Annotated in this window: 24 protein-coding genes, 2 tRNA genes, 1 other RNA gene and 2 pseudogenes; 15 read left to right on the forward strand and 14 right to left on the reverse strand. The window is 70.6% G+C overall.

The features are described 5' to 3' along the window. Positions 1-434: pseudogene (locus ACWDS7_RS30980) on the forward strand (DNA polymerase III subunit beta); the annotation flags it as partial. Between the two features lie 210 nt (positions 435-644). Here ACWDS7_RS30980 and ACWDS7_RS30985 read toward each other — a convergent pair. The 6 genes from ACWDS7_RS30985 to upp all read right to left on the reverse strand — a co-directional run bounded on the left by ACWDS7_RS30985 (position 645) and on the right by upp (position 4,757). Next, entirely contained in the window at positions 645-1,334 is a 690-nt protein-coding gene (locus tag ACWDS7_RS30985; protein ID WP_306861469.1) for a FadR/GntR family transcriptional regulator, read from the reverse strand. Between the two features lie 108 nt (positions 1,335-1,442). Then, positions 1,443-2,801: a helix-turn-helix domain-containing protein gene (locus ACWDS7_RS30990; protein ID WP_306861467.1), complete on the reverse strand. Its 1,359-nt coding sequence runs from the start codon at positions 2,799-2,801 to the stop codon at positions 1,443-1,445. 132 nt (positions 2,802-2,933) lie between these two features. Continuing rightward, positions 2,934-3,464: a PH domain-containing protein gene (locus tag ACWDS7_RS30995; RefSeq protein WP_012895669.1), complete on the reverse strand. Its 531-nt coding sequence runs from the start codon at positions 3,462-3,464 to the stop codon at positions 2,934-2,936. Beyond that, positions 3,461-3,619 carry a hypothetical protein gene (locus ACWDS7_RS31000; protein ID WP_012895668.1) on the reverse strand — a complete coding sequence of 53 codons (159 nt, stop codon included), beginning with the start codon at positions 3,617-3,619 and terminating at the stop codon, positions 3,461-3,463. The genes ACWDS7_RS30995 and ACWDS7_RS31000 overlap by 4 nt, the downstream gene beginning before the upstream one ends. A 131-nt stretch (positions 3,620-3,750) precedes the next feature. Beyond that, positions 3,751-3,981, reverse strand: coding sequence for a hypothetical protein (locus tag ACWDS7_RS31005; RefSeq protein WP_306861460.1), 231 nt, complete (start codon positions 3,979-3,981; stop codon positions 3,751-3,753). 137 nt (positions 3,982-4,118) lie between these two features. After that, complete coding sequence (upp, locus tag ACWDS7_RS31010) at positions 4,119-4,757, reverse strand: uracil phosphoribosyltransferase (protein WP_306861458.1); 639 nt, start codon at positions 4,755-4,757, stop codon at positions 4,119-4,121. A gap of 166 nt (positions 4,758-4,923) precedes the next feature. Here upp and ACWDS7_RS31015 point away from each other — a divergent pair, with 166 nt between their 5' ends. From ACWDS7_RS31015 to ACWDS7_RS31030, 4 genes are all read left to right on the forward strand, one after another. Then, on the forward strand, positions 4,924-5,433 hold the full coding sequence (locus tag ACWDS7_RS31015; protein ID WP_370879677.1) for a tRNA adenosine deaminase-associated protein: 510 nt from the start codon (positions 4,924-4,926) through the stop codon (positions 5,431-5,433). 16 nt (positions 5,434-5,449) lie between these two features. Further along, on the forward strand, positions 5,450-5,941 hold the full coding sequence (locus tag ACWDS7_RS31020; protein ID WP_306861455.1) for a tRNA adenosine deaminase-associated protein: 492 nt from the start codon (positions 5,450-5,452) through the stop codon (positions 5,939-5,941). A gap of 17 nt (positions 5,942-5,958) precedes the next feature. Then, positions 5,959-6,402, forward strand: coding sequence for a tRNA adenosine(34) deaminase TadA (gene tadA, locus ACWDS7_RS31025; RefSeq protein WP_451932157.1), 444 nt, complete (start codon positions 5,959-5,961; stop codon positions 6,400-6,402). A gap of 24 nt (positions 6,403-6,426) precedes the next feature. Next, positions 6,427-6,513: transfer RNA gene (locus ACWDS7_RS31030), tRNA-Ser, on the forward strand. 75 nt (positions 6,514-6,588) lie between these two features. Here the strand turns inward: ACWDS7_RS31030 and ACWDS7_RS31035 are convergent. From ACWDS7_RS31035 to ypfJ, 4 genes are all read right to left on the reverse strand, one after another. Further along, positions 6,589-6,972: a hypothetical protein gene (locus ACWDS7_RS31035; protein ID WP_306861453.1), complete on the reverse strand. Its 384-nt coding sequence runs from the start codon at positions 6,970-6,972 to the stop codon at positions 6,589-6,591. After that, positions 6,969-7,202 (reverse strand): hypothetical protein, encoded by a 234-nt coding sequence (locus ACWDS7_RS31040; RefSeq protein WP_306861451.1) that lies wholly within the window; start codon positions 7,200-7,202, stop codon positions 6,969-6,971. Before ACWDS7_RS31040 ends, ACWDS7_RS31035 begins: the two co-directional genes overlap by 4 nt. A gap of 132 nt (positions 7,203-7,334) precedes the next feature. Then, positions 7,335-7,637: a type II toxin-antitoxin system VapB family antitoxin gene (locus ACWDS7_RS31045; RefSeq protein ID WP_306861449.1), complete on the reverse strand. Its 303-nt coding sequence runs from the start codon at positions 7,635-7,637 to the stop codon at positions 7,335-7,337. Between the two features lie 71 nt (positions 7,638-7,708). After that, positions 7,709-8,563: a KPN_02809 family neutral zinc metallopeptidase gene (gene ypfJ, locus ACWDS7_RS31050; RefSeq protein ID WP_451932150.1), complete on the reverse strand. Its 855-nt coding sequence runs from the start codon at positions 8,561-8,563 to the stop codon at positions 7,709-7,711. Between the two features lie 668 nt (positions 8,564-9,231). On the opposite strand from ypfJ, the gene ACWDS7_RS31055 reads away from it, so the two are divergent. Beyond that, complete coding sequence (locus tag ACWDS7_RS31055) at positions 9,232-10,044, forward strand: S1C family serine protease (RefSeq protein WP_451932151.1); 813 nt, start codon at positions 9,232-9,234, stop codon at positions 10,042-10,044. A gap of 85 nt (positions 10,045-10,129) precedes the next feature. Here the strand turns inward: ACWDS7_RS31055 and ACWDS7_RS31060 are convergent. Continuing rightward, positions 10,130-10,218, reverse strand: a tRNA-Ser gene (locus ACWDS7_RS31060). Positions 10,219-10,325: 107 nt separating this feature from the next. Between ACWDS7_RS31060 and ffs the strand changes: the two genes are divergently transcribed. Together ffs and ACWDS7_RS31070 are read left to right on the forward strand one after the other, a co-directional pair. Then, an RNA gene (gene ffs / locus ACWDS7_RS31065) (signal recognition particle sRNA small type) lies at positions 10,326-10,421 on the forward strand. A gap of 30 nt (positions 10,422-10,451) precedes the next feature. Next, positions 10,452-12,638: a DNA polymerase III subunit gamma and tau gene (locus tag ACWDS7_RS31070; protein WP_451932152.1), complete on the forward strand. Its 2,187-nt coding sequence runs from the start codon at positions 10,452-10,454 to the stop codon at positions 12,636-12,638. Between the two features lie 159 nt (positions 12,639-12,797). Here ACWDS7_RS31070 and ACWDS7_RS31075 read toward each other — a convergent pair whose 3' ends face one another. Continuing rightward, positions 12,798-14,276: a GAF domain-containing protein gene (locus ACWDS7_RS31075; protein ID WP_451932153.1), complete on the reverse strand. Its 1,479-nt coding sequence runs from the start codon at positions 14,274-14,276 to the stop codon at positions 12,798-12,800. A gap of 329 nt (positions 14,277-14,605) precedes the next feature. On the opposite strand from ACWDS7_RS31075, the gene ACWDS7_RS31080 reads away from it, so the two are divergent. The 5 genes from ACWDS7_RS31080 (at position 14,606) to ACWDS7_RS31100 (ending at position 18,539) form a co-directional block, all read left to right on the forward strand. After that, entirely contained in the window at positions 14,606-14,959 is a 354-nt protein-coding gene (locus ACWDS7_RS31080) for a YbaB/EbfC family nucleoid-associated protein (RefSeq protein WP_306861406.1), read from the forward strand. 3 nt (positions 14,960-14,962) lie between these two features. Next, the gene (gene recR / locus ACWDS7_RS31085) at positions 14,963-15,562 is read left to right on the forward strand and encodes a recombination mediator RecR (RefSeq protein WP_030919803.1); all 600 of its coding nucleotides are present in this window, start codon (positions 14,963-14,965) and stop codon (positions 15,560-15,562) included. After that, positions 15,555-16,085: a DUF5063 domain-containing protein gene (locus ACWDS7_RS31090; protein WP_306861403.1), complete on the forward strand. Its 531-nt coding sequence runs from the start codon at positions 15,555-15,557 to the stop codon at positions 16,083-16,085. The genes recR and ACWDS7_RS31090 overlap by 8 nt, the downstream gene beginning before the upstream one ends. Before the next feature lie 115 nt (positions 16,086-16,200). Next, entirely contained in the window at positions 16,201-17,475 is a 1,275-nt protein-coding gene (locus tag ACWDS7_RS31095; protein ID WP_306861402.1) for an aspartate kinase, read from the forward strand. After that, entirely contained in the window at positions 17,472-18,539 is a 1,068-nt protein-coding gene (locus ACWDS7_RS31100; RefSeq protein WP_306861400.1) for an aspartate-semialdehyde dehydrogenase, read from the forward strand. Before ACWDS7_RS31095 ends, ACWDS7_RS31100 begins: the two co-directional genes overlap by 4 nt. Before the next feature lie 189 nt (positions 18,540-18,728). Here the strand turns inward: ACWDS7_RS31100 and ACWDS7_RS31105 are convergent, their stop codons facing one another. Further along, the gene (locus tag ACWDS7_RS31105; protein WP_451932154.1) at positions 18,729-19,400 is read right to left on the reverse strand and encodes a hypothetical protein; all 672 of its coding nucleotides are present in this window, start codon (positions 19,398-19,400) and stop codon (positions 18,729-18,731) included. Positions 19,401-19,609: 209 nt separating this feature from the next. Between ACWDS7_RS31105 and ACWDS7_RS31110 the strand changes: the two genes are divergently transcribed. Both ACWDS7_RS31110 and ACWDS7_RS31115 read left to right on the forward strand, forming a co-directional pair. Next, positions 19,610-20,230, forward strand: a complete 621-nt coding sequence (locus tag ACWDS7_RS31110) for a TetR family transcriptional regulator (RefSeq protein ID WP_451932155.1) — start codon at positions 19,610-19,612, stop codon at positions 20,228-20,230. A gap of 82 nt (positions 20,231-20,312) precedes the next feature. Further along, positions 20,313-21,089 carry a bestrophin-like domain gene (locus ACWDS7_RS31115; RefSeq protein ID WP_451932156.1) on the forward strand — a complete coding sequence of 259 codons (777 nt, stop codon included), beginning with the start codon at positions 20,313-20,315 and terminating at the stop codon, positions 21,087-21,089. A gap of 65 nt (positions 21,090-21,154) precedes the next feature. On the opposite strand, the pseudogene ACWDS7_RS31120 reads toward ACWDS7_RS31115, so the two are convergent. Then, positions 21,155-21,419 (reverse strand): annotated as a pseudogene (locus ACWDS7_RS31120) (hypothetical protein); the annotation flags it as partial.

Below are 21,419 nucleotides of genomic sequence, written 5' to 3' on the forward strand. Positions count from 1 at the left end.
AGAGCGTCGGCCGGAGCACCACGGTCCGCCTGCTCGACGAGCAGTTCATCGACTACCGCGCGCGGCTGACCGACGACTGGCCGATCCGGGCCGACGTCCGGGTGGCCCCGTTCATCAGCGCGATCAAGCGCGTCGCGCTGGTCGCCGAGCGCAACACCGCGATCCGGCTGTCGTTCGGTCAGGGCCAGGTGCTCATCCAGGCGGGCGGGGGCGACATCGGCCGCGGCGCCGAGGTCCTGGACGCCGAGCTGTCCGGTGAGGGCATCCAGATCGCCTTCCAGTCCCAGTTCCTGCTGGACGGCCTGGCCGGGGTCGAGACCGAATACGTCCGGCTCAACCTGCAGTCCCCGAGCCGGCCGGCTCTCATCACCGAGGTCCCCGGCGACGCCGACCCCACCTTCCGCTATCTCGTGATGTCCCTGCGCCTGCCCTGACGGCCTTCACCCGGCGCCGCCCTCCCTCCCCCTCCTGAGAACCTCAGGTGGCGCCTGAAGGGCCTCAGGGCGGCGCCTGACCGGCTTCCCGCCCGGCTCCCGCTCCCGTCCGGCGCGACGATCTCAGACGACGTGAAAGGGCCCCACCCCCGCCGGGGGTGGGGCCCTTTCAACGTCGGGGCGGGAGGGGTGGTGAGGAGGTGGGAGAAGTCAGGAGGAGAGCTCCTGAGCCTCGGTCAGGGCGATCAGGATGTGCTCCATGCACGCGTGGCCGGCGCGCTCGGCGGCGGCCGCGTCGCCGGCCGCGATGGCTCGGGCGATGGCCTCGTGCGGGATGTAGGTGCTGTTGAGCGAGGTGCCCGCGGCGGTGATGCTCGCCCGCAGGGCGGCCGAGAAGTCCTCGTAGAGGTCGATCAGGACCAGGTTGTGGGTGGCCTGGACGACGGCGATGTGGAAGGCGAGGTCGGCCTCGACGAACGCGTTGGGCTCGCCGAGCTCCCAGGCGCGCTCCCGTTCGGCCAGGGCGGCCTCGATGCGGACGATGTCGGCGTCGCTGCGCCTCGTCGCGGCCAGCCGGGCGGCCTCGACCTCCAGCGCGCGCCGTACTTCCAGGATCTCCAGCTGCTCGGCGGTGCGCAGCCGCCGCAGCATGGCCCCTGACAGCTCGCTGGTGGCGCGGACGTAGGTGCCATCGCCCTGGCGGCACTCCAGCAGCCCGGCATGGGTGAGCGCCCGCACCGCCTCGCGCACGGTGTTGCGACCGACCCCGAGCTGTTCGGCGAGCACGGTCTCGGTGGGAATCTTCGCGTGCATCTGCCAGGAGTTCGAAGTGATCTGCTCCTTGAGCTGATCGATCACCTGGTCGACGAGAGACGCACGCTGCGCCGTACGCAGACTCACAGTCCGCCTCCTCCGGGGAAACCAATCATCCTATGAGTCAATGACTGGTCGACCATAATAATTCCGGAGGCGGAAAAACAAATCCGGAGCCCCAACGGGTGAGTGGCTTTACCGAACCAGCGCCGAATCGACCGTCACACCAACCATCGCACTCCGGACTCCGGCGGCTTCGAGCGCCCTACGGTATGCGCTCGCCTGCTCCTCGCCGGCACCGACCCGGCTGTAGAGGTCGCCGAGCTCGCGCCAGACCCGCGCGACCTCCCGGTCGGGACCGGCGGTCCCGGAGCGCAGGCCGTCGAGCAGCCCGCAGGCGCTGTTCAGGATGGCCGTGACGTCGCCCTCGCCGCGGGTGAGCGCGACCTGGGCCAGGACCAGATGGGCGGTGGCCGCCGTGACGCCGCTCTGCCCGCCCGGCGTGTCGAGGACAGACCCGGCCAGGTCGGCCGCACCCTCCACGTTGCCGCTGCGGAGCTGGACGTAGGCGAGCACCACCAGGCTCTTGGCGTGGTCGTGCGCCCGGTCGGAGAACGCGCCGAAGACCCCGCTCGCGGCGGTCGCGAGCTCGTGGGCCTCGTCGAGCCGCTCCTCGCCGGCGGAGGCGGTGAAGCGCGACCAGTCCATCGCGATGCGGGCCAGCCGGAAGGCCATCCGGGCCGGACGGCCGGTGGCGATCGCGTCGTCGGCCAGGCGGACGGCCAGCGCGGAGTCCTCGCCCTCGGCGGCGGCGATGCTCGCCTGCCAGAGGGAGTGGATCTCGGCGACGCGGTTGACCACGGCCGACACGCCGTTGACCGACAGGATGTGCCGGACGTAGGACAGGCCGGGAGAGTCCGGCCCGCGGCTGGCCTCGGTCTCCATCAGGGAGGCGGCCAGATCGACGGCGATCTCGCCCTGCGTCAGGGCCAGCCGGTTCACCTGGGTGAGGGCCTGGGCCGCCAGGTCATGGGCGCGCAGGGTGTCGCCGGCACGCTGGTAGCAGCGGCTCAGCGCCACGGTCAGGGGCAGGTCGGCCAGCCGTTCGGGGTGGGCGGCCGCCTCGCGGCGGAGCCGCTCGAACGCCTCCACCGCCGGGCCGATCCGGCCCTGGGCCTCCAGGGCGCGGGCCCGGCCGAGCCGCGCGTGCGCGGCCAGCATGGCGTTCTCCTCGCCGACGACCTTGACGATCTCGCCGAACCGCTCGGCGGCGGCGGACGGGTCGCCGTGCTGCAGCTCCAGCTCGGCGTGGCGCAGCCCCAGCTCGGTGTCGATGCGCTGACGCGGCTCGATCCCGTGCAGCAGGAACTCGGTGGTGCACCCCAGCCGTTCGGCGAGAAGGCGCGCGACCACCGGAGTCGGCGTGCGCTTGCCCGACTCGATGAGGGAGACGTAACTGTCGGAGAGGTCAGGCCCGGCTAGCTGGGCCTGGGACATGCGCCTACTCAGCCGCAGTCCGCGGACGCGGTCACCGATGGTTCCCTGACTCGGCATCTGATCTCTCAGGGCGGGGGATGGTCAATGTTCCCGCCATGATTGCATGAAGCAGTCGAATCGGGTAACCCCACGTGAAGAATCCTCAGGTGGACTCTTGTCGAGCCCCATGCCATAAAGGACATGGGGGGACTAATCATCCGAGTCGTTGCCTCCGGGGAACAGCATCTGGCAGACCTCCAGGTAGAGGGTCTCCGGATACGGGATATAGGTGACCGTCGACAAAGCCTGATCTTGACCGGCCGATTCCAGGACGAACTCGCCGTAGCCCAGCATCCGGCCGAGCAATGAGCGCTGGAAGCTCATGTCCGTCACCTTGCCGAGCGGCATCATCGCGACCTTGCGCGTGATCAGGCCCGTGGTGAGAAGCATGCGCTTGGAGGTGACCACGAAGTAGTCGACCGACCACTCCGCCACCTTCCACACGAAGCGGATCAGTAACAGGAGCCATGCCCACCAGACGATGACGAGCGCGCCGCCACCGCCTTGGTCGCCGAACCACTTGCTGAGCAGTCCGGCGAGGATCAGGCCGCCGAAGACCTCGGCGACCGGACGGAGCAGTACGGCCGGGTGACGCCGCACCATGATGACCTGGTGTTCGTGGGGGAGTAGGTAGCGGTTGACCGACGAGGGAGCGGAGTCCCCGTGGGTCACTAACCTCATGACAGATGGGAAACGAACTGGGCCAGGGAATTGGCCGCCGTGTATACCGTGTCCATGGCACCCCTCACCGCGTTCGCCGCGTCACCTGGTCGGGTGAACAGGAAAAACGCCACGAAGGCGGCACCGCCATACGTGAGAACTTTCTTGACCTGCACTGCGGCCTCCTACTACCACTGCCCACTGCACCCGCCGTATACATTACCCACGCCATAGGCGAGGTAAAGCGCATCAGCCATTACGGTCTCGGCCCGTCCCGAAAGCCCTGCTCCGGCTGATGTGTTCTGCGTCACCCGCGCTCACTCGCGACCAGCGCGAGGACCTCCAGGTGTTTGCGGGCGATCCGCTCGACCAGCCCGGGATGGGCGTGGCCGGTGACCTCCAGCGCGCCGTAGTGCGCCGCCGCGATGCAGCGGATCACGGTGGTCGCCGGGTGCACTTCGGAAAACTCATCCCGCAGCGCGGCGCTGACGTCCTCGTAGGGATCCGGTTCCGCGTCCGGGATGACTCGCTCGCTCATGGTTCTCCCTGGTGTGCGCCCACGGCCCGGTGGACCGGGGACACAGAAGAGATGTCTTCGTCACTACCGGTACCCACATAAGCACACTGTGTAACAGAGAAGTGGCGGAACGACTCTCCCTTGGGAAGGAAGATTACTTAGACGACCCCGTAAAGGCGGTCGCCGGCGTCACCGAGACCCGGAACGATGTAGCCGTGCTCGTTCAGCCGCTCGTCCAGAGCCGCGGTCACCAGGCGGATCGGCCTGTCGGTGCCGGCGAAGACCTCGTCCATGTGGGCGATGCCCTCGGGGGCGGCCAGCAGGCACAGCGCGGTCACGTCGTCGGCGCCGCGCTCGAAGAGGAACTCGATCGCCGCGGCCAGGGTCCCGCCGGTGGCCAGCATCGGGTCGACCACGTAGACCTGCCGGCCGGACAGGTCGTCGGGCAGGCGGGTGGCGTAGGTCTCCGCCTTCAGCGTGGACTCGTTGCGGATCATCCCGAGGAAGCCGACCTCGGCCGTGGGCAGCAGCCGGGTCATGCCGTCCAGCATGCCCAGGCCGGCGCGGAGGATGGGGACCACCAGCGGGTACGGCTGGGCCAGCCGTACGCCCTTGGCGGCGGCGACGGGGGTCGCCACCGTCACCTCGGTGGTGCGGACCTGACGGGTCGCCTCGTAGGCGAGCAGCGTCACCAACTCGTCGGCCAGACGCCGGAAAGTGGGCGAATCCGTGTTCACGTCCCGCAGCACCGTCAGCTTGTGGGCCACCAGCGGGTGGTCTACGACCAGGGTCTCCATGGGCGCCAACGGTATCTCGGATGGCAGCTCAGGAGATAACAGACCACACGTACGTGACATCGCCCGCTCACGCGGATTTGATCACAATTTGGTCGGAGAGGCGTACGGTGATGGGCTGGTTCTGAAAGCATTGACATCCGTAGTGAACGCATCGGTGGGGATGACCATGGCAGACGAAGACTCGCTGGACTTTGCCATCGTGGTCTATCGCGAGGACGAGACCTGGGAAGCGGAGATGCTCCCGGTGGCACTCGTCTCGGATCTCGACGGCCTGATTCACGCCCTGCGCCAGCAGCCGAGCATGAACGGGACGATTGGCCTGGTCGCCGTTGGGGATGAGTTCTTCGTGGCGTTACGGGTGTTCGGTGAGCGGGTGGAGGTCTTCCTCTCCGACATCGCCGCGTCCTGGGACTTCCCGCTCGCGCAGCAGGCGCTGGAATACCTCGACGTGCCGGTCCCCGACGAGGACGAGCTCGAGGCGATCCTCCAGGACGAGGAGACGGCGCTCCCCGCGGGGGACCTGTCGATCTTCGCCGACCTGGGCCTCGACGAGATGGAGCTCGGCATCCTGTCCGGAGACATCGACCTGCTCCCCGAGGACGTGCTGTCCAGCATCGCCGCGCGGCTGGGGTTCTCCGAGCCGTTCGAACGCGCCATCGACTCGGTGTTCGGCTGACCTCGGGAGATCGGCCATGGCCTCCAGACCATCCGGCAACAGCGTGTTCTCGGCAGCCTTCGTCCGCACCGCGGACGGATGGAACGGCGCGGAGGTCGACCTCAGCGCCGCCGAGATAGCCGACGACCTGGGCGACGCCGTCCAGGAGCACCTCGGGCTCACCGGTGACGAGCTGGCCCTGCTCTGCGTGGAGGTGGAGGACGAGTGGTTCGCGATCGTCCGCTACCAGGGCGACCAGGAGCCCCGCACGTTCCTCTCGGACGCCCAGGCCGGGATCTCCGACGAGCTCGGAGAGCTCTTCAGCGAGCTGGCCGGGGTCGCGCCGGACAAGGACACCCCCGATCTGGGCGTACGGCCCGCGGGTGACTTCGAGCTGCTGAGCGACCTCGGCGTGAGCCCCGAGGAGCTCATCGAGCTCAGCATGGAGGAGGGCGTGCTCCCCGCGGACACGCTCTCGGTGATCGCCGAGCGGCTCGCCTTCGCCGAGGAGCTCGATCGGCTGCGGTGACCGACTACGTCCCGCAGATGCGGCTCGCCCTGGCGCAGGCCGCGGCCGCCGGTGCCCGTGGCGAGGTGCCGGTCGGCGCGGTCGTCCTCGGCCCCGACGGGGCGGTGCTGGCGCAGGCCGGCAACGACCGGGTGTCCCTGCGCGATCCCACCGCGCACGCCGAGGTCCTCGCCCTGCGGGAGGCCGCGCGGGCCCGCGGGGAGTGGCGGCTGACCGGCTGCACGCTGGTGGTCACGTTGGAGCCCTGCACGATGTGCGCGGGGGCCGCGGTGCTGGCCAGGATCGACCGCGTCGTGTACGGTGCCGCGGACGCCAAGGGCGGGGCCGCTGGCTCGCTCTGGGACGTGATACGGGACCGCCGTCTCAACCACCGGCCCGAGGTCGTCATGGGCGTGCTGGCCGACGAGTGCGCCGACGTTCTCACCGAGTTCTTCGCCGTCCGCCGGATGCGCGAACAATAGTGGTTATCCGGTAAGCTGCTCGGCGGTGGTGTCGCCTAGTGGCCGAGGGCGCACGCCTCGAAAGCGTGTGATGGGGCAACTCATCCGTGGGTTCAAATCCCACCACCACCGCCGCCGAGAAAGGCCCCTGACCCGGTCGAACGGGTCAGGGGCCTTCTCCGTGTCGGCTCCCCCGCTCCCGGCCTGTCAGGCGGGGCTCCGCAGCAGGTCCGTCCCCGACGCCGGCATGTCCAGCAGCGTCGCGCTGTCCCGCTCCGACAGGCCCGCCTCGCGCAGCCGTACGGCGAGGGCGCGGGCGCTCTCGTCGAGCTGCGCGCGCTCGCGCCGGTAGGAGGTGAGCACCTCCTGGGGCAGGCCGGGCAGCTCGTAGACGTATTCGACGGAGACGGGGGTCTCCTCGGGGAGACCGAGGCAGAAATGCTTGACCGCCTCCACCTCTTCGACCAGCTCGGCCAGGCTCTCGCCGGAAACGCTGCCCGGGGCGCCGACGGCGAGGGCCACCCACACGTCGCCCCCGGTGTCGAGCGCTCTGCTGCGAGTGACCTTGAAGGTCAGGTGGTGGGCGGTCATTCCATCCAGTCCCTTCCGAAAACGCGCTCCAGGTCTGTGGCCAGATGGGCCAGTGCTTCGAGTGTGACACCTCGGACGGGGACGGTGGCGCGTGCTATGACGATCTGGTCGGTGTCGAGCAGATGGAGCAGCCGCACCGACCTGGTGGTCTCGACCCAGTCGACCCGCAGCCCGTGCCGGCGGGCGAGCTCGTAGATCCGGTCACGGATCTCTTGGTAGGTGCTCAGCACCCGGTAAAGCTAACGAGGCCCGGGGCGCCCGAGGAAGGTCTTTCATGATTCGGTCACGGGGTCCCGGGCCGAATCCCCTCCACCGCCGGACGGAAAAGGGCTCCCGGGATGCCGGGAGCCCTTTCGGCGTTCTCAGTTGTCCGCGGGGATCTCCAGGACGCGGGCGTGCAGGACCGAGCGCTGGTGCAGCGCCGAGCGCAGCGCGCGGTGCAGGCCGTCCTCCAGGTAGAGGTCGCCGCGCCACTGCACCACGTGCGGGAACAGATCACCGTAGAACGTGGAGTCCTTGGCGAGCAGGGAGTGCAGGTCGAGCACCGCTTTGGTGGTGATCAGCGTGTCGAGCCGGACCTGTCGCGGCGGTATCTGCGCCCACTCGCGATGCGAGAGGCCGTGCTCGGGGTAGGGCCGTCCGTCACCGATCAACTTGAAGATCACACTATGTAGTTTAGGAGAGATTCGGACCGTTTGCCTGCCCGGTTGCTCTTATCGCAGCTCAGCGGCCTCTGTCAGATGTCGCCGGCGAAGGTGTCGCACCTGGTGGGGTCGCCGCTCTCGTAACCGGTGGTGAACCACTTGACACGCTGCGCCGATGTTCCGTGGGTGAAGCCCTCGGGGTCGATCCGGCCCTGGGTGCGCTCCTGGATGCTGTCGTCGCCCACCGCCGCGGCCGCGCTGAGCGCCTCCTCGATGTCGGTCTGGGTGAAGGGCTTCTCGAACAGGCCGGTCTCGTAGGCGTTCTTGGCCCAGGCTCCGGAGTAGCAGTCGGCCTGCAGTTCCAGCCGGACCGAGCCGCTCTCCGGCCCCTGCCGGTCGCCCTGGGCCCTGGCGTTGGTGCCGAGCAGGTTCTGCACGTGGTGACCGTACTCGTGCCCGATCACGTAGGCCTGGGCGAACGGCCCGCCCTTGGCGCCGAACCTGCTCTCAAGCTGCTCGAAGAAGGACAGATCAAGGTAGACCTTCTGGTCGGCCGGGCAGTAGAACGGGCCGACCGAGGAGTCGGCCGCGCCACAGGCGGTGTTGACCTGGCCGGAGAACAGGACGGTCTTGGCGGGCTGGTAGTCCTGCACGACCTTGGGCCAGTAGTCCTGGATGCTGTTGACCACGCCGACCACCCGGCACTCCTCGTTCTGGTCGGCGTCCTGCCCCGACTTGCACTGGGCGCTCAGGTCGGAGCTGGGGCCCACCGGAGCGGGGTCGCCGCCGGTGATGTCGCCGGGATTGATCCCGAATATCAGCGCCACGATGAGCGCGAGGATCCCGGCCGCACCGCCGCCGACCGCGAGGCCGCCTCCGGGGATCCTTCCCCGGCCGCCGCTCTCGACCTGTGAGCTGTCCAGCTGGGCATCGTCCTTGAAATCCATCGCCGACGTCCCTTCGATCCGCTTGGGACCCTCCGACTGCCCCCGGAAGGGCCGGGCATGCCGGGGGGTTGGGGTGCCTCCGCGGGGACGCCGCGACGCCGTGGCCCGCCGGGCCGGTGGCGGGGCGGGCGACCTGCGTTGTCGCGCCCGCTCCGCGGCCGGGCGCGTCCCTGCCGTTGGCTCTGTCAGACATTCCCTCGCACGGTCCTGTCTACGCCGTCCGGCGGCCGCCGCCAGGCCGACTCCGTCCCGTCGTCACCGGAGCCGTCCGCGGCCGGCGCTCCGGGCACCGGCCGCGGCGGCTCCCCGCGCCCCCGCCGGCCGGATTGGTCGCACCACTCTGTGCGAAACATGTATCTCCATTTACGTCTTTCCCCTGCTAAATGGGCAAATGCTTCGTTATGAGGGAAACACGGACTGTAATCATCACGGTACTCACCGCATCGGTGGTGTTCGCCGGCGGCGGCCCTGGCACCGACCCGCGACCGTCGGGCAGGAGGGCCGGCACCGTCGCCGTCCCGGCGGCGAGGACCCCGACGGCGCTGGAGGCCTCCTACAGCCAGAGCATCGCCAGGGTGTTGCCGTCCATCGTGCAGATCTCCTCGGAGGTCGGTCCGTTGGCGGTCGCCGAGGGTTCGGGCATTGTCTATGACAAATCTGGTCATATTGTGACAAATGACCATGTGGTGAGGGGGGCCAAGAATTTCGAGATCACACTGACCACGGGCGGCACTCCCCGGACCGCAAGGTTGGTGGGCTCCGACGAGGCCAGCGACCTGGCCGTGCTCAAGGTGATCGATCCGGCCGGTCTCGTCCCCACCGACTTCGGCGACTCCAGCGAGCTGTCCATCGGCGAGTTCGTGCTGGCCATGGGCAACCCGCTGGGCCTGTCGGGCAGCGTGACCGACGGCATCGTCTCCGGGCTGGACCGCAGTGTCTCCTTCCCGGCCGAGCCCGGCGCCGCTGCCGGATCCACGATCAGCGGCCTCATCCAGACCTCCGCCCCGATCCAGGAGGGCAACAGCGGCGGCGCCCTGATCGACCTCGCGGGGGAGGTCGTCGGCATCCTGGTCGCCAACGTCGTCAACACCGAGACGGGCGCCACGGTTCCGGGCATCGGCTTCGCGATCCCGTCCAACACCGCCACCCGTGTCGTCAGCCAGCTCATCAAGAACGGCAAGGTCACCGACGCCGAACGGGCCACTCTTGGCGTCGCGGTGCAGACCGTGGTCAGCCGCCGGGGCCGGCCGGCGGGCGTCGGCGTCCTGCGGGCGGCCGAGGGCACCGGCGCGCCGCAGGCGGCCATCAAGCCCGGGAGCGTGATCGTCTCGGTCGACGGCACCCCGACCCTGACGGCGCAGGCCCTGGCCAAGGTGCTCGCCGCCCGTAAGCCCGGCCACCGGGCCAAGGTGAAGCTCCGGCGGCCCGACGGCTCCCCCGCCACCATGACCGTGACGCTCGGGAAGCTCCCCGCCGACTGACCGGGCGGGGACGGCCCGGCTGAGACCCGGACCGGGGTCCGGACGCAAAGAAGCCCGCTCCATGCTGGAGCGGGCTTCCATGTGATGGCGGAGGATAGGAGATTCGAACTCCTGAGGGGTTGCCCCCAACACGCTTTCCAAGCGTGCGCCCTAGGCCAACTAGGCGAATCCTCCGTGGAGAAGCTTACCGAACTTTCAGGAGTGCGTAGACCACATATCTCAGGGGCCTGGGCGCTGCGCATTCGATACCCCGAGCACTCCGCGCAGAGGCTAGACTGTCCCAGGACCCCTCGCGCGGCGTCATCCTGTGAACCTCCCCAGGGCCGGAAGGCAGCAAGGATAAGCAGGCTCTGGCGGGTGTGCGAGGGGTCTCTTCGTTTCAGGCCCCTCGCAGGTGGGAGCGTCGCATGAGTCTTGCGCTCTACCGCAAGTACCGGCCCGGGACCTTCGCGGAGGTCAAGGGACAGGAGCACGTCACCGAGCCGCTGCGGCAGGCGCTGCGGAGCGGCCGGATCAACCACGCCTACCTGTTCAGCGGCCCTCGGGGCTGTGGCAAGACCTCCAGCGCCCGGATCCTGGCCCGCTCGCTCAACTGCGAGAAGGGCCCGACCCCCGATCCCTGCGGGGAGTGCGAGTCCTGCGTGGCGCTGGCCCCCACCGGTCCCGGCCACCTCGACGTCATCGAGATCGACGCCGCCTCGCACGGCGGTGTGGACGATGCCCGCGACCTGCGTGAGCGGGCCTTCTTCGCACCCGTGTCGGCGCGCTTCAAGATCTACATCATCGACGAGGCGCACATGGTGACCCGCGAGGGTTTCAACGCGCTGCTCAAGCTCGTCGAGGAGCCCCCGCCGCACCTGAAGTTCGTCTTCGCGACCACCGAGCCCGAGAAGGTCATCGGGACGATCAAGTCCCGGACCCACCACTACCCGTTCCGGCTGATCCCGCCCACGGCGCTGCGCGCGCTCATGGAGGAGATCCTCACCTCCGAGAAGGTCCCCTTCGAGCCCGCCGCGCTGCCGCTGGTGGTCCGGGCGGGCGCCGGCTCGGCGCGTGACTCGCTGTCGATCCTCGACCAGCTGTTCGCCGGGTCGGACGAGGCCGGCATCACCTACGCGCGCGCGGTCTCCCTGCTGGGTTACACCGACGGCGACCTGCTCGACGACGTGGTCGCCGCCTTCGCCTCCCGTGACGGCGCGCGGGTGTTCCAGACCGTCAACCGGGTGATCGAGGGCGGGCACGACCCCCGCCGCTTCGCCATGGACCTGCTGGAGCGCTTCCGCGACCTGGTGATCCTGGCCAACGTGCCGGAGGCGGCCACCAGCGGGCTGCTCGACCGGCCCGCCGACGAGCTGGAGCGGCTCCAGGCGCAGGCGGCCTCCATGGGGCCGGCCGAGCTGACCCGCGCCGCGGAGATCTTCAACGCGGGCCTGACCGAGATGCGCGGCGCGGCCTCGCCCCGGCTGCTGCTTGAGCTGATGTGCGCCCGGACGCTGCTGCCCGGGGCGGCGCAGGGAGAGGGCGCCCTGCTGGCCAGGCTGGAGCGGCTGGAGAAGGGCGGCGTCGCGGCGGCCCCCGCGGTTCTCCCCGCGGCTTACGCGGCCCCCGCCGTGGCGTCCTCCGCCCCGGTGGTCCACGCGGCGCCGGCGCCCCAGGCCCCGCTGCCCGTCCCGCCCGTCGCCGTCGCGGCCCCCGCCGCGCCCGCCCAGCAGCCCCGCGCCCAGGCGGGCGACGACTGGCCGGAGCCGGTCCGGCCCGGCGCCCCGGCACCCGAGCCCCAACCCCACTCCCCATCCCCGTCACAGCCCCAGTCCCAGCAGGGATCCGGCGCTCCGGCGGCCGCACCGGTCTCCGACGCCGGGGGCGGGGCCGTACAGCAGGCATGGCCGCAGGTGCTCGGGGTGCTCAAGCAGCGCAGCATCGTCGTCTGGGCGAACGTGAACACCAACGCCCAGGTCGTCGGCGTCGAGGGCAAGGTCGTCACGCTCGGCTTCACCCAGGTCGGCGCGATGCGCAACTTCACCGGAGGCGGCAAGGACGCGGTGGTCGCGGCGGCGCTGCAGGACGTGCTGGGCGGCACCTGGAAGGTCGAGGCCGTCGTGTCCGGCGGTGGGCCCGGCCCGTCCGGCGGCGCCCGTCCCCCGGCCGGGCCGCCTCCGGGCCCGTCCCCGGCGCGCCAGGAGCCCGCTCCCAGGCCGGACCCCGCCCCGGCGGCCCAGCAGGCCCCGGGGGTCCGGCAGGCCCCGGCGGCTCCGGCCGCCCAGGAGGCCCCGGCCCGGCAGGCCCCGCCCGCCACCGACGAGTCCTGGCCGGACGCGCCGCTCCCGGACGACCCCGGTTCGCCTCCCAGCCCGAGTCCCGGCCTGGCCGCCGCGCGCTCGGCGGCCAGGGCCGCCGCCCAGTCGGGCCCCAGGGCCTCCGGCGGTGGCAAGCCGGCCTGGCCGGACGCGGTGCCGGGCCGCAAGCCCGCCGTCGAGACCGACGAGGTCGACCCGCTGAACGACGCGGACGCCGACGTCGACGAGCTCACCGGCATGGCGCTCATCCAGCGCGAGCTCGGCGGCCAGATCATCGGCGAGATCGACCACACCTGACGGCGGTCAGGCGTCCACCGGCCGGCGCGCGCCGCTCCGGCGGTGAGGGCGCGGAGCCGCGCCGCCGGACGGACGAGACCCGCGTCCCGGTCCGTCGCCGCGGCGCTCCGGGGCTGACGGCGCGCCCGCGGCCGTCCATGGGGTCCGGGGCCGGCGGGGTCAGGGCAGGTCGAGGCCGGCCAGGCGGATCCGTGCGGCCACGGTGCGGTGGTCGTCGGGCGGGAGCACGGCGATGAGCCGCTCCAGGACCTGGATGTCGTTCCTGGCGTATTCGGTCTCCGCGTAGGCCCACAGGTCGTCGGGGGCGCCCCGCAGCAGCAGGCGGGCGCGGACCTGGCCTTCCAGCTCCTCGCGCTCGCGGCGGATGGCGGGGGCCTCGGAGCGCGGCAGCAGCGGGCCGCCGTAGGCGCGGGCGATCGGGGCGGCGTCCTCGGCGGCGAGCAGATCCTTGAGCCTGAGGAAGTCGGCCTCGACCGTGCAGGCCAGGCGGTACGGCTTGGCGGAGATGGCGGGGCCGAGCTGGGCGCGGAGGCGGTGGATCTCGGCGCGGACGGTCACCGGGTTGCCCTGGTCGCCGTACAGGTGGAAGGAGAGCCGGCCGGCCGTCATGCCGTGCGGGTTGAGGGCGAGCACCGTGAGGATCTCGGCATGGCGCGGGGACAGCGGGACGCGGACCCCGTCGAGGTGGGCCGAGGGGTGCTCGGTGCCGAGAAAGGACAGGGTGAGCACGGGGACGCGCGCCGGGTCGCCGAGGCGGAGCAGGAAGCCCCCGTCGAGCGGGTCGAGGAAGGCCGTCCGGCCGTCGGGCAGGATCACCCGGTCGCCCGACTCCGGCAGGCGGACGCGCTCGCCCCACCGCAGGGCCCGGTCGCCGGCGACGACGCGTCCGGTCGCGGTGACCAGTGCGCCCGGCTCGCCGCGCAGCGCCCGCAGGCGCCCCTCGTGGCGGGCGCGGAAGCGGCCGTCGCGCTCGTGCATGCGCAGCGCGAGGTGGCTCTCGGCCAGGCGCGCGGTGGTCTCGACGAGCGTGACGGTCGCCGGGTGCAGGGCGCGCGTGGTCCCGCTGATGTCGATGCAGCCCAGCACGTCGCCGCTGTCGGGGTCGATGACCGGGGCGGCGGAGCAGGACCAGACGTGGAGCGCCCTGACCAGGTGCTCGGCGGAGAAGACGTGGACCGGCCGCCGGGCCGCGAGCGCGGTGCCCATGCCGTTGGTCCCGATCGCGCGCTCGCCCCAGTGGAAGCCGTCGGCCAGGCCCACCTCGTCGGCCCGGTGCATCACCCGGCGGTCGCCGTCGCGCCAGAGCACCCGCCCGTCGGCGTCGGCGACGATCAGGATGTGCGCGCTCGCCTCGGCGGTCTCCAGGAGCGTCCCGGTGACCAGCGGCAGCAGCGCGCTCATGGGGTGGGCCGCCCTGACCTCGCGGATGTCCTGCCTGCCGAAGGCGGGCGGGGCCGACGGGGTCTCGGGGTCGATGCCGGCGTCCATGGACCGCCGCCACGACGCGGAGATCAGGCTCCGCGGCCCTCCGCCGCCCGGCCGCTCGCCGCCCAGCCCGGCCTCGTGCAGGCGGCGCAGCCGTACCGAGTAGGCGTCCAGATCGGGGACCGGGACGGCTCCGGGGTGGCCGTCGGGCATCTGCTCCCCCCTGCAATCAAGCCGATGGCCGAAGCATCGGTGGTGAGACCCCCTGCCCGCAACCCGTTCGGACAAAAGGATGCGCGAAGCGTGACCGGACGGACGCAACCTGTGTGCAACCTGGGCCTGGCTAGGTTTCTGGGCACACGCCGTCGGGTGCGGCCGCTTCGGTGCGTGTGCGTCGGGTCCCGGGCGTCTGGAGGGGGGCCGGGACCCGACCGGGGGTTTAGCACCCCTCCCTGGGGAACACGTGCTGAGGCCAGTACAAGACCTGGCCGGAACCCCGTAGGCTCGTGACGACTGATGTCACGGACGAGGAGCACACGACGGTGAACCCAGGGGATGTCAACCTGCAGCAGCTGCTGGAGCAGGCACAGCTCATGCAGCAGCAGCTTGTCAGCGCCCAGCAGGAGCTCAACGACGCGGAGGTCGAGGGCTCGGCGGGCGGCGGACTTGTCGTGGCCACGGTCAACGGTGGCGGCGAGCTGCTGGAGCTGAAGATCAGTCCGGAGGCCGTCGATCCCGGTGACCCCCAGGAGACGGCCGACACCATCGCCGACCTGGTCATCGCCGCGATCCGCGACGCGGTGCGCGCCGCCGCCGACCTCCAGCAGGAGAAACTCGGCCCGCTCGCACAGGGGCTGGGCGGCGGGAGCGGGCTCGGCCAGCTGCCCGGATTCTGAGCCATGTACGAAGGGGTCGTCCAGAACCTGATCGACGAGCTGGGGATGCTGCCCGGCGTCGGTCCCAAGAGCGCGCAGCGGATCGCGTTCCACCTGCTGGCCGCCGAGCCGGCCGATGTGAAGCGGCTCGCCCACGCGCTGCTGGAGGTCAAGGAGAAGGTCCGCTTCTGCCGGGTCTGCGGGAACGTCGCGGCCGAGGAGGAGTGCCGGATCTGCCGTGACGCCCGGCGCGATCCCCACGTGATCTGCGTCGTGGAGGAGTCCAAGGACGTGGTGGCCATCGAGAAGACCCGCGAGTTCCGGGGCCGCTACCACGTGCTCGGCGGGGCGATCAGCCCGATCGACGGGGTGGGCCCCGACGACCTGCGGATCCGCGAGCTGATGACGCGCCTGGCCGACGGCCAGGTGACCGAGCTGATCCTCGCCACCGACCCCAACCTGGAGGGGGAGGCGACGGCGACGTATCTCGCCCGTCTGGTGAAGCCGATGGGTCTGAAAGTCACACGACTGGCCAGCGGCCTGCCGGTAGGCGGTGACCTCGAATACGCCGACGAGGTCACTCTGGGCCGCGCGTTCGAAGGAAGGAGGTTGCTGGATGTCTGACGCATGGAGTGCTCTGGCCGAACGGATCGCCGAGCACACGGAGAACTACATCGACGGCCTGACCCGGCTGGCCGGCGGCGAGGGCGGAGACGCCATCCTGCCGCTGCTGCTGGTGGAGGTGGCCCAGGTCAGTTCGGCGGGCGCGCAGCTCGGTGCCAGCCAGGACGTGATCCTGTCCGGCAACTGGGAGCCGCACCTGAGCGAGGATCCGGACGTCGACGCCGTCCGCACGGCTCTCGCCGAGCGGCTGGGCCCGGTGGACGACTACGCCGAGGTCTTCGACCCCTACAAGGACACCTCGGTCACGCCCTACCGCCTGTCGGACGACCTGACCGCGGTGGCGGCCGATCTCATCCACGGTCTCCGGCACTACCGGGCGGGCCGCCCGCTGGAGGCGCTGTGGTGGTGGCAATACTCCTACTTCAACACCTGGGGCAACCACGCCGGAGCGGCGATGCGGGCTCTCCAGGCGCTCGTCGCGCATACCCGACTTGACGTCGCGGAAGAGCGCACGATGGTGTGATTGTCCACATACACAATGGTGTGATTGTCCACATAGTGGGCCAGACCAGGGGTGATCTACCAGAGCGACAGTAGACTGTGAGCTCCACAGCCCTAGATTGCTTCGGAGACATCTCGTGGCGCTCGTTGTTCAAAAGTACGGTGGTTCGTCCGTCGCCGACGCGTCCTGCATCAAGCGGGTCGCCCAGCGGATCGTCGCGACGAAAAAAGCCGGCAACGACGTCGTGGTGATCGTTTCGGCGATGGGCGACACCACCGATGAGTTGCTGGACCTCGCCCAGCAGGTCTCGCCGCTGCCGCCGGGCCGTGAGCTCGACATGCTGCTCACCTCCGGTGAGCGCATCTCCATGGCGCTGCTGGCGATGGCGATCGCCAACCTGGGGCAGGAGGCGCGCTCGTTCACCGGCTCCCAGGCCGGCGTGATCACCGACTCCTCCCACGGCCGCGCGCGCATCATCGACGTCACGCCCGGCCGGATCCGCGAGGCCCTCGACGGCGGCCAGGTCGCGATCGTGGCCGGCTTCCAGGGCGTCTCCCAGGACACCAAGGACATCACCACGCTCGGCCGGGGAGGCTCCGACACGACCGCGGTCGCGCTCGCCGCGGCCCTGAACGCGGACGTGTGTGAGATCTACACCGATGTGGACGGCGTCTTCACCGCGGATCCGCGCATCGTCCCGGCGGCCCGTAAGATCCCCAAGATCTCCTACGAGGAGATGATGGAGATGGCGGCCTGCGGCGCGAAGATCCTGCATCTGCGCTGCGTCGAGTACGCTCGCCGTTTCCACCTGCCGATCCACGTCAGAAGTTCGTTCAGCACCAAGGAAGGCACGTGGGTCGTCTCCGACCCCGACAGTGAAGGAACAGAGATGGAGCAGCCCATCATCTCCGGCGTCGCGCACGACCGGAGCGAGGCCAAGATCACCGTTGTCGGGGTCCCCGACAAGGTTGGCGAGGCTGCCACGATCTTCAAAACGCTGGCCGACGCCGAAATCAACATCGACATGATCGTGCAGAACGTGTCGGCGGCGACGACCGGTCGGACGGACATCTCCTTCACGCTGCCCACGAGCGACGGCTCCACGGCACTCACCGCACTGAAGAAGATCCAGGAGCGCATCGGCTTCGAGTCGCTGCTCTTCGACGACCAGATCGGAAAGGTCTCGCTGATCGGCGCGGGCATGCGCTCGCACCCCGGCGTCACGGCGACGTTCTTCGCCGCCATCGCCGACGCGGGCGTGAACATCGAGATGATCTCCACCTCGGAGATCCGCATCTCGGTGATCGTCGGGCAGGACGAGGTGGACGCGGCGGTCACCGCCGCGCACCACGCGTTCAATCTCGACGCCGACCAGGTTGAAGCTGTGATCTACGGAGGTACCGGGCGATGAGCCGCAAGCCCACTCTTGCTCTGATCGGTGCGACCGGTGCCGTCGGCACCGTCATGCGCGACATCATCACCAGCCGGGACGACATCTACGGCGAGATCAAGCTCGTCGCGTCCGCCCGGTCGGCGGGCAAGGTCCTGCAGGTCCGCGGGGAGGACCTGGTCGTCCAGGAGCTGACCCCCGAGGTCTTCGACGGCGTCGACATCGCGATCTTCGACGTGCCGGACGAGGTCTCCGCGGTCTGGGTGCCGGTCGCCGCCGAGCGCGGCGCGATCGCCATCGACAAGTCGGGCACCTTCCGGATGAACCCCGAGGTCCCGCTGGTCGTGCCGGAGGTCAACCCCGAGGCCGCGCGCAACCGGCCGCTGGGCATCATCTCCACCCCCAACTGCACCACGCTGTCGATGATGGCCGCGATGGGCGCGCTCCACGAGCAGTACAACCTGCGCGAGCTGGTGGTCGCCTCCTACCAGGCGGTCTCCGGCGCCGGTGTGGCCGGCTCGGCCCGCCTCTACGACGAGGTCGAGGCCCTCGCGGGTGACCGGACGGTCGGGCAGAGCGCCGGTGATGTGCGCAAGGCCCTGCAGAACAAGCTGGGCGAGGGCGAGTCGCCGTTCCCGGCGCCGGTGGCCTTCAACGTCGTGCCGTGGGCGGGGTCGCTCAAGGACGGCGGCTGGGCCTCCGAGGAGATCAAGCTCCGCAACGAGTCCCGGAAGATCCTCGGGATCGACGACCTGAAGGTCTCGGCGACCTGCGTCCGCGTACCGGTGATCACCACCCACTCGCTGGCCGTGCACGCGACCTTCGAGCGTGAGATCACCGTCGCCGACGCGCACCGGATCCTGGAGGCCGCCCCGACCGTGGTCGTCATGGACGACCCGGCCAACGGCGTCTTCCCGACCCCGGCCGACGTCGTCGGCACCGACCCCACCTACGTGGGCCGTGTCCGCCAGGCGCTCGACTTCCCCAACACCCTGGACCTGTTCGTCTGCGGAGACAACCTCCGCAAGGGTGCGGCGCTGAACGCGGCGGAGATCGCCGAACTGGTCGCGGCCGAGTTCGCGTAGGTCACGGACCCGCCATGGGCGCGGGTCCGCCGTGGTTCCCGGGCCCGCGTGGTCCCGCCCGCCGTACGGCCGGAAGACGCCTTCCGGCCGTACGGCGGCGCCGGGCGCCATGAGTTCAGCCGTACGGCGGGGCCGGGCACCACGGGCGTCACCGGGCACCACGGGCGCCGGAGGAAGAGACCACGGGGGTCAGAGGAAGAGAATGTCCCAGTGGTCGGACTCGCGGGCGTAGACGGTCCCCTCGTCCCGGTAGAGGGCGGCCCCGTCGCCGCGGACGCCGTCGAGGACGTGCTCGCGGGTGATGTAGCCGTTGATGCAGGGGTTGAGCTCGATGTCCAGCTTGTAGCCCCGGTGGTGGCTGTAGCGGCCGGGGGCGTGGCCGACCTCGGTGCCGCCGGTGACGACGACGGGGCAGCCGCTGCGGCGCTTCAGCGCGATCACGTTCTCCACGGTGGCGGCCCGCACCGCCTCAAGTGAGGTGCAGGTCCCCACCCTGCGGTTGCTGCACCCCCCGGACGACATCCAGCGCAGGCCGGCGTCGCGCAGCAACTGTGTGGCCTGCGCGTGGCCGAGCCGTACCGGCTGGCCCGGGGCGGACTTCCCGCCCGGCCGCCCGGACTCCCCGCCCGGCCGTCCGGCCGCCCTGACCGCGCTCGCCTGCCGGTACAGGCTCCGGGCGTAGCGCCGGGCGGCGGCCAGGACGCCGGCGGGCGCCCCCGCGGCCGTCACGGTGATGGACGGGCGCGGGCTGTCGGCCGCGGCGGTGCCGTGCGAGGCCAGCGCGATGAGTGATATCTGCAGTGCCAGCAGTGCCCCGGCCGTGAGCCGCGCACGCCGCTGTTTACAGGGACGTGTCCCCATACATTTATCCCTTGTGACGGGAGCCCTCCCACCGAAAGGATCAATCCCACATTGGAACCGGTATGACCCCTCTGGGGGGGTGGATTTTGCCCTGCGATGGCGATCATCGTGATCCACGATGACCTCACGGCGCCATGGGTCGTACAGTGACGAACGTGGCCGAGCCGACTCAGAGAAGCAGGGGATCAGACAAGACTCGCGAAGTCATCGTGGAGACCGCTTTACGGCTGTTCCGCGAGCGCGGATACGAGGCCACCACGATGCGGGCCATCGCCGCCGAGGCCGGCGTCTCGGTGGGGAACGCCTACTACTACTTCGCCTCCAAGGAAGCCCTGGTCCAGGCGTACTACGACCGGGCACAGGCCGAGCACGAGGCCGCCTGCGAGGAGCTGCTGGCCACCGAGCGCTCCTTCGCCCCGCGCCTGGGCGGGGTGCTGCGGGAGTGGGTGCGCGTCTCGGAGCCCTATCACGAGTTCGCGGTGAAGTTCTTCAAGCACGCGGCGGAGCCGAGCAACCCCCTCAGCCCGTTCAGCGCCGAGTCGTCGCCCGCCCGGGACGCCGCGATCGCGATCTACCGCAGGGTGGTGGAGGGATCGGCCGACCGGATGGACGCCGAGCTCAGGGCGGAGCTGCCGGAGCTGCTCTGGCTGATGTCGATGGGGGTCGTGCTGTTCTGGGTGCACGACACCTCGGAGGGGTGCCGGCGGACCTACCGGTTCATCGAGCTCAGCGTGCCGCTGGTGGACCGGCTGGTCGGGCTCTCCCATCTGCCGGGCCTGCGGGGGGTCGCCCGGGACTTCATCGCGGGGGTCCACGAACTCCGTGAGTGACGTCCGGCGCGAACCACGAGAATTCCAGTAACGAACACATTACCCTCGGTAGTTACTTCGGTGACGAGTTCGAGGGAGTCTCATGGGCTGGGTAACCATGCTGGTCGTGGCGGCCGTCGCGATCACGATGATCGCGCTTCTCGTGCTCAGGCGGCGGGGCAGGGCGGAGGAGGGCGGCGGCTCCGCGTCGGTGGACTTCTCCGCCAACCTCGCCCTCGCCGTCTACCTGCTGGTGCTGGCCTACGCCGCGGTGCTCTGCCGGGACGCCCTGTCGACCTCGCAGGCCGACGTCCAGGCCGAGGCGGAGGTCCTCACCGAGATGTACTGGTCGGTGGCGCCGATCCCGGAGGCGGCGCCGATCCGGGCGCAGATCCGCGACTACTCCGCCAGGAGCGTCGACCTCGACTGGCCGCTGATGGCCAAGGGGCAGATGTCCCCGATCCCCACGCTGATGCTGGAGGACATGCGGGCCGCGACGATCCGGCTGCGGCCCGCCGGCGAGGAGAGCAAGGGCCTGCAGCAGGACGCGCTCAGCCATCTGTCCGAGGCCGCCCACGCGCGCGCCCTCCGCACGGCCGACGCCGGCACGGGCCTGGAGAGCATCTTCGTGATCTCAATGATCATCTCCGGGCTGCTGGTGATCGCACTGCCCTGGACGCTCGGGGCCAGGCCCACGCTCCCGTCGATCATCGGCGACGCCGTCAGGGTGGGCGTGGTCGTCATCGGGATCGGCTTCATCATGCTGATCAGCCACCCGTTCGCGGGGCTGGGCGCCGTCGGGCCCGATGCCTTCAAGGCGGCGCAGAAGCAGTACGACCAGATCGACGAGCGGTTCCCGGTGAGATACGCCGCCGAATAGCGGCCCGGCGCGGCGTCCGGGGCCCGCCGGCGGATCTCCGCCGGCGGGCCCCCGCGTCTTCTCCGCTACCGGCGGGCCCTGCCGTTCAGCGCGGCGACCGCGGTGACCGAGATCACGCCGGTGAAGACCACCAGGATGACCAGCCTGCGGTCGGTGCCCCGGCGCCGGTCGGTGAAGCGGGCCGGCGCCGCCCGTCGCTCCAGGGGGCGGGCGGAGGGGAGCGGCCGGGGCGTGGGGGTCGGGGTCGGGGTCGGGGTCGGGGCATCCGGCCCCCGCGAGGAGCTCCGCCAGCAGTTTCCCGGATTTATCCTCGTATATCCCGGCGGCGGC

The organism is Streptosporangium sp. NPDC003464 (genome assembly GCF_053588315.1).

What these genes read in the sequence shown, in the direction of transcription:
- ACWDS7_RS31070 (WP_451932152.1), top strand. Translation starts at nt 10,452, where the DNA reads ATGAGTCTTGCGCTCTACCGCAAGTACCGGCCCGGGACCTTCGCGGAG.
- recR (WP_030919803.1), top strand. Translation starts at nt 14,963, where the DNA reads ATGTACGAAGGGGTCGTCCAGAACCTGATCGACGAGCTGGGGATGCTG.
- ACWDS7_RS31015 (WP_370879677.1), top strand. Translation starts at nt 4,924, where the DNA reads ATGGCAGACGAAGACTCGCTGGACTTTGCCATCGTGGTCTATCGCGAG.
- ypfJ (WP_451932150.1), bottom strand. Translation starts at nt 8,563, where the DNA reads ATGGATTTCAAGGACGATGCCCAGCTGGACAGCTCACAGGTCGAGAGC.
- ACWDS7_RS31020 (WP_306861455.1), top strand. Translation starts at nt 5,450, where the DNA reads ATGGCCTCCAGACCATCCGGCAACAGCGTGTTCTCGGCAGCCTTCGTC.
- ACWDS7_RS31035 (WP_306861453.1), bottom strand. Translation starts at nt 6,972, where the DNA reads ATGACCGCCCACCACCTGACCTTCAAGGTCACTCGCAGCAGAGCGCTC.
- ACWDS7_RS31075 (WP_451932153.1), bottom strand. Translation starts at nt 14,276, where the DNA reads ATGCCCGACGGCCACCCCGGAGCCGTCCCGGTCCCCGATCTGGACGCC.
- ACWDS7_RS31005 (WP_306861460.1), bottom strand. Translation starts at nt 3,981, where the DNA reads ATGAGCGAGCGAGTCATCCCGGACGCGGAACCGGATCCCTACGAGGAC.
- ACWDS7_RS31100 (WP_306861400.1), top strand. Translation starts at nt 17,472, where the DNA reads ATGAGCCGCAAGCCCACTCTTGCTCTGATCGGTGCGACCGGTGCCGTC.
- ACWDS7_RS30990 (WP_306861467.1), bottom strand. Translation starts at nt 2,801, where the DNA reads ATGCCGAGTCAGGGAACCATCGGTGACCGCGTCCGCGGACTGCGGCTG.
- ACWDS7_RS31115 (WP_451932156.1), top strand. Translation starts at nt 20,313, where the DNA reads ATGGGCTGGGTAACCATGCTGGTCGTGGCGGCCGTCGCGATCACGATG.
- ACWDS7_RS30995 (WP_012895669.1), bottom strand. Translation starts at nt 3,464, where the DNA reads ATGAGGTTAGTGACCCACGGGGACTCCGCTCCCTCGTCGGTCAACCGC.
- ACWDS7_RS31090 (WP_306861403.1), top strand. Translation starts at nt 15,555, where the DNA reads ATGTCTGACGCATGGAGTGCTCTGGCCGAACGGATCGCCGAGCACACG.
- tadA (WP_451932157.1), top strand. Translation starts at nt 5,959, where the DNA reads ATGCGGCTCGCCCTGGCGCAGGCCGCGGCCGCCGGTGCCCGTGGCGAG.
- upp (WP_306861458.1), bottom strand. Translation starts at nt 4,757, where the DNA reads ATGGAGACCCTGGTCGTAGACCACCCGCTGGTGGCCCACAAGCTGACG.
- ACWDS7_RS31105 (WP_451932154.1), bottom strand. Translation starts at nt 19,400, where the DNA reads ATGGGGACACGTCCCTGTAAACAGCGGCGTGCGCGGCTCACGGCCGGG.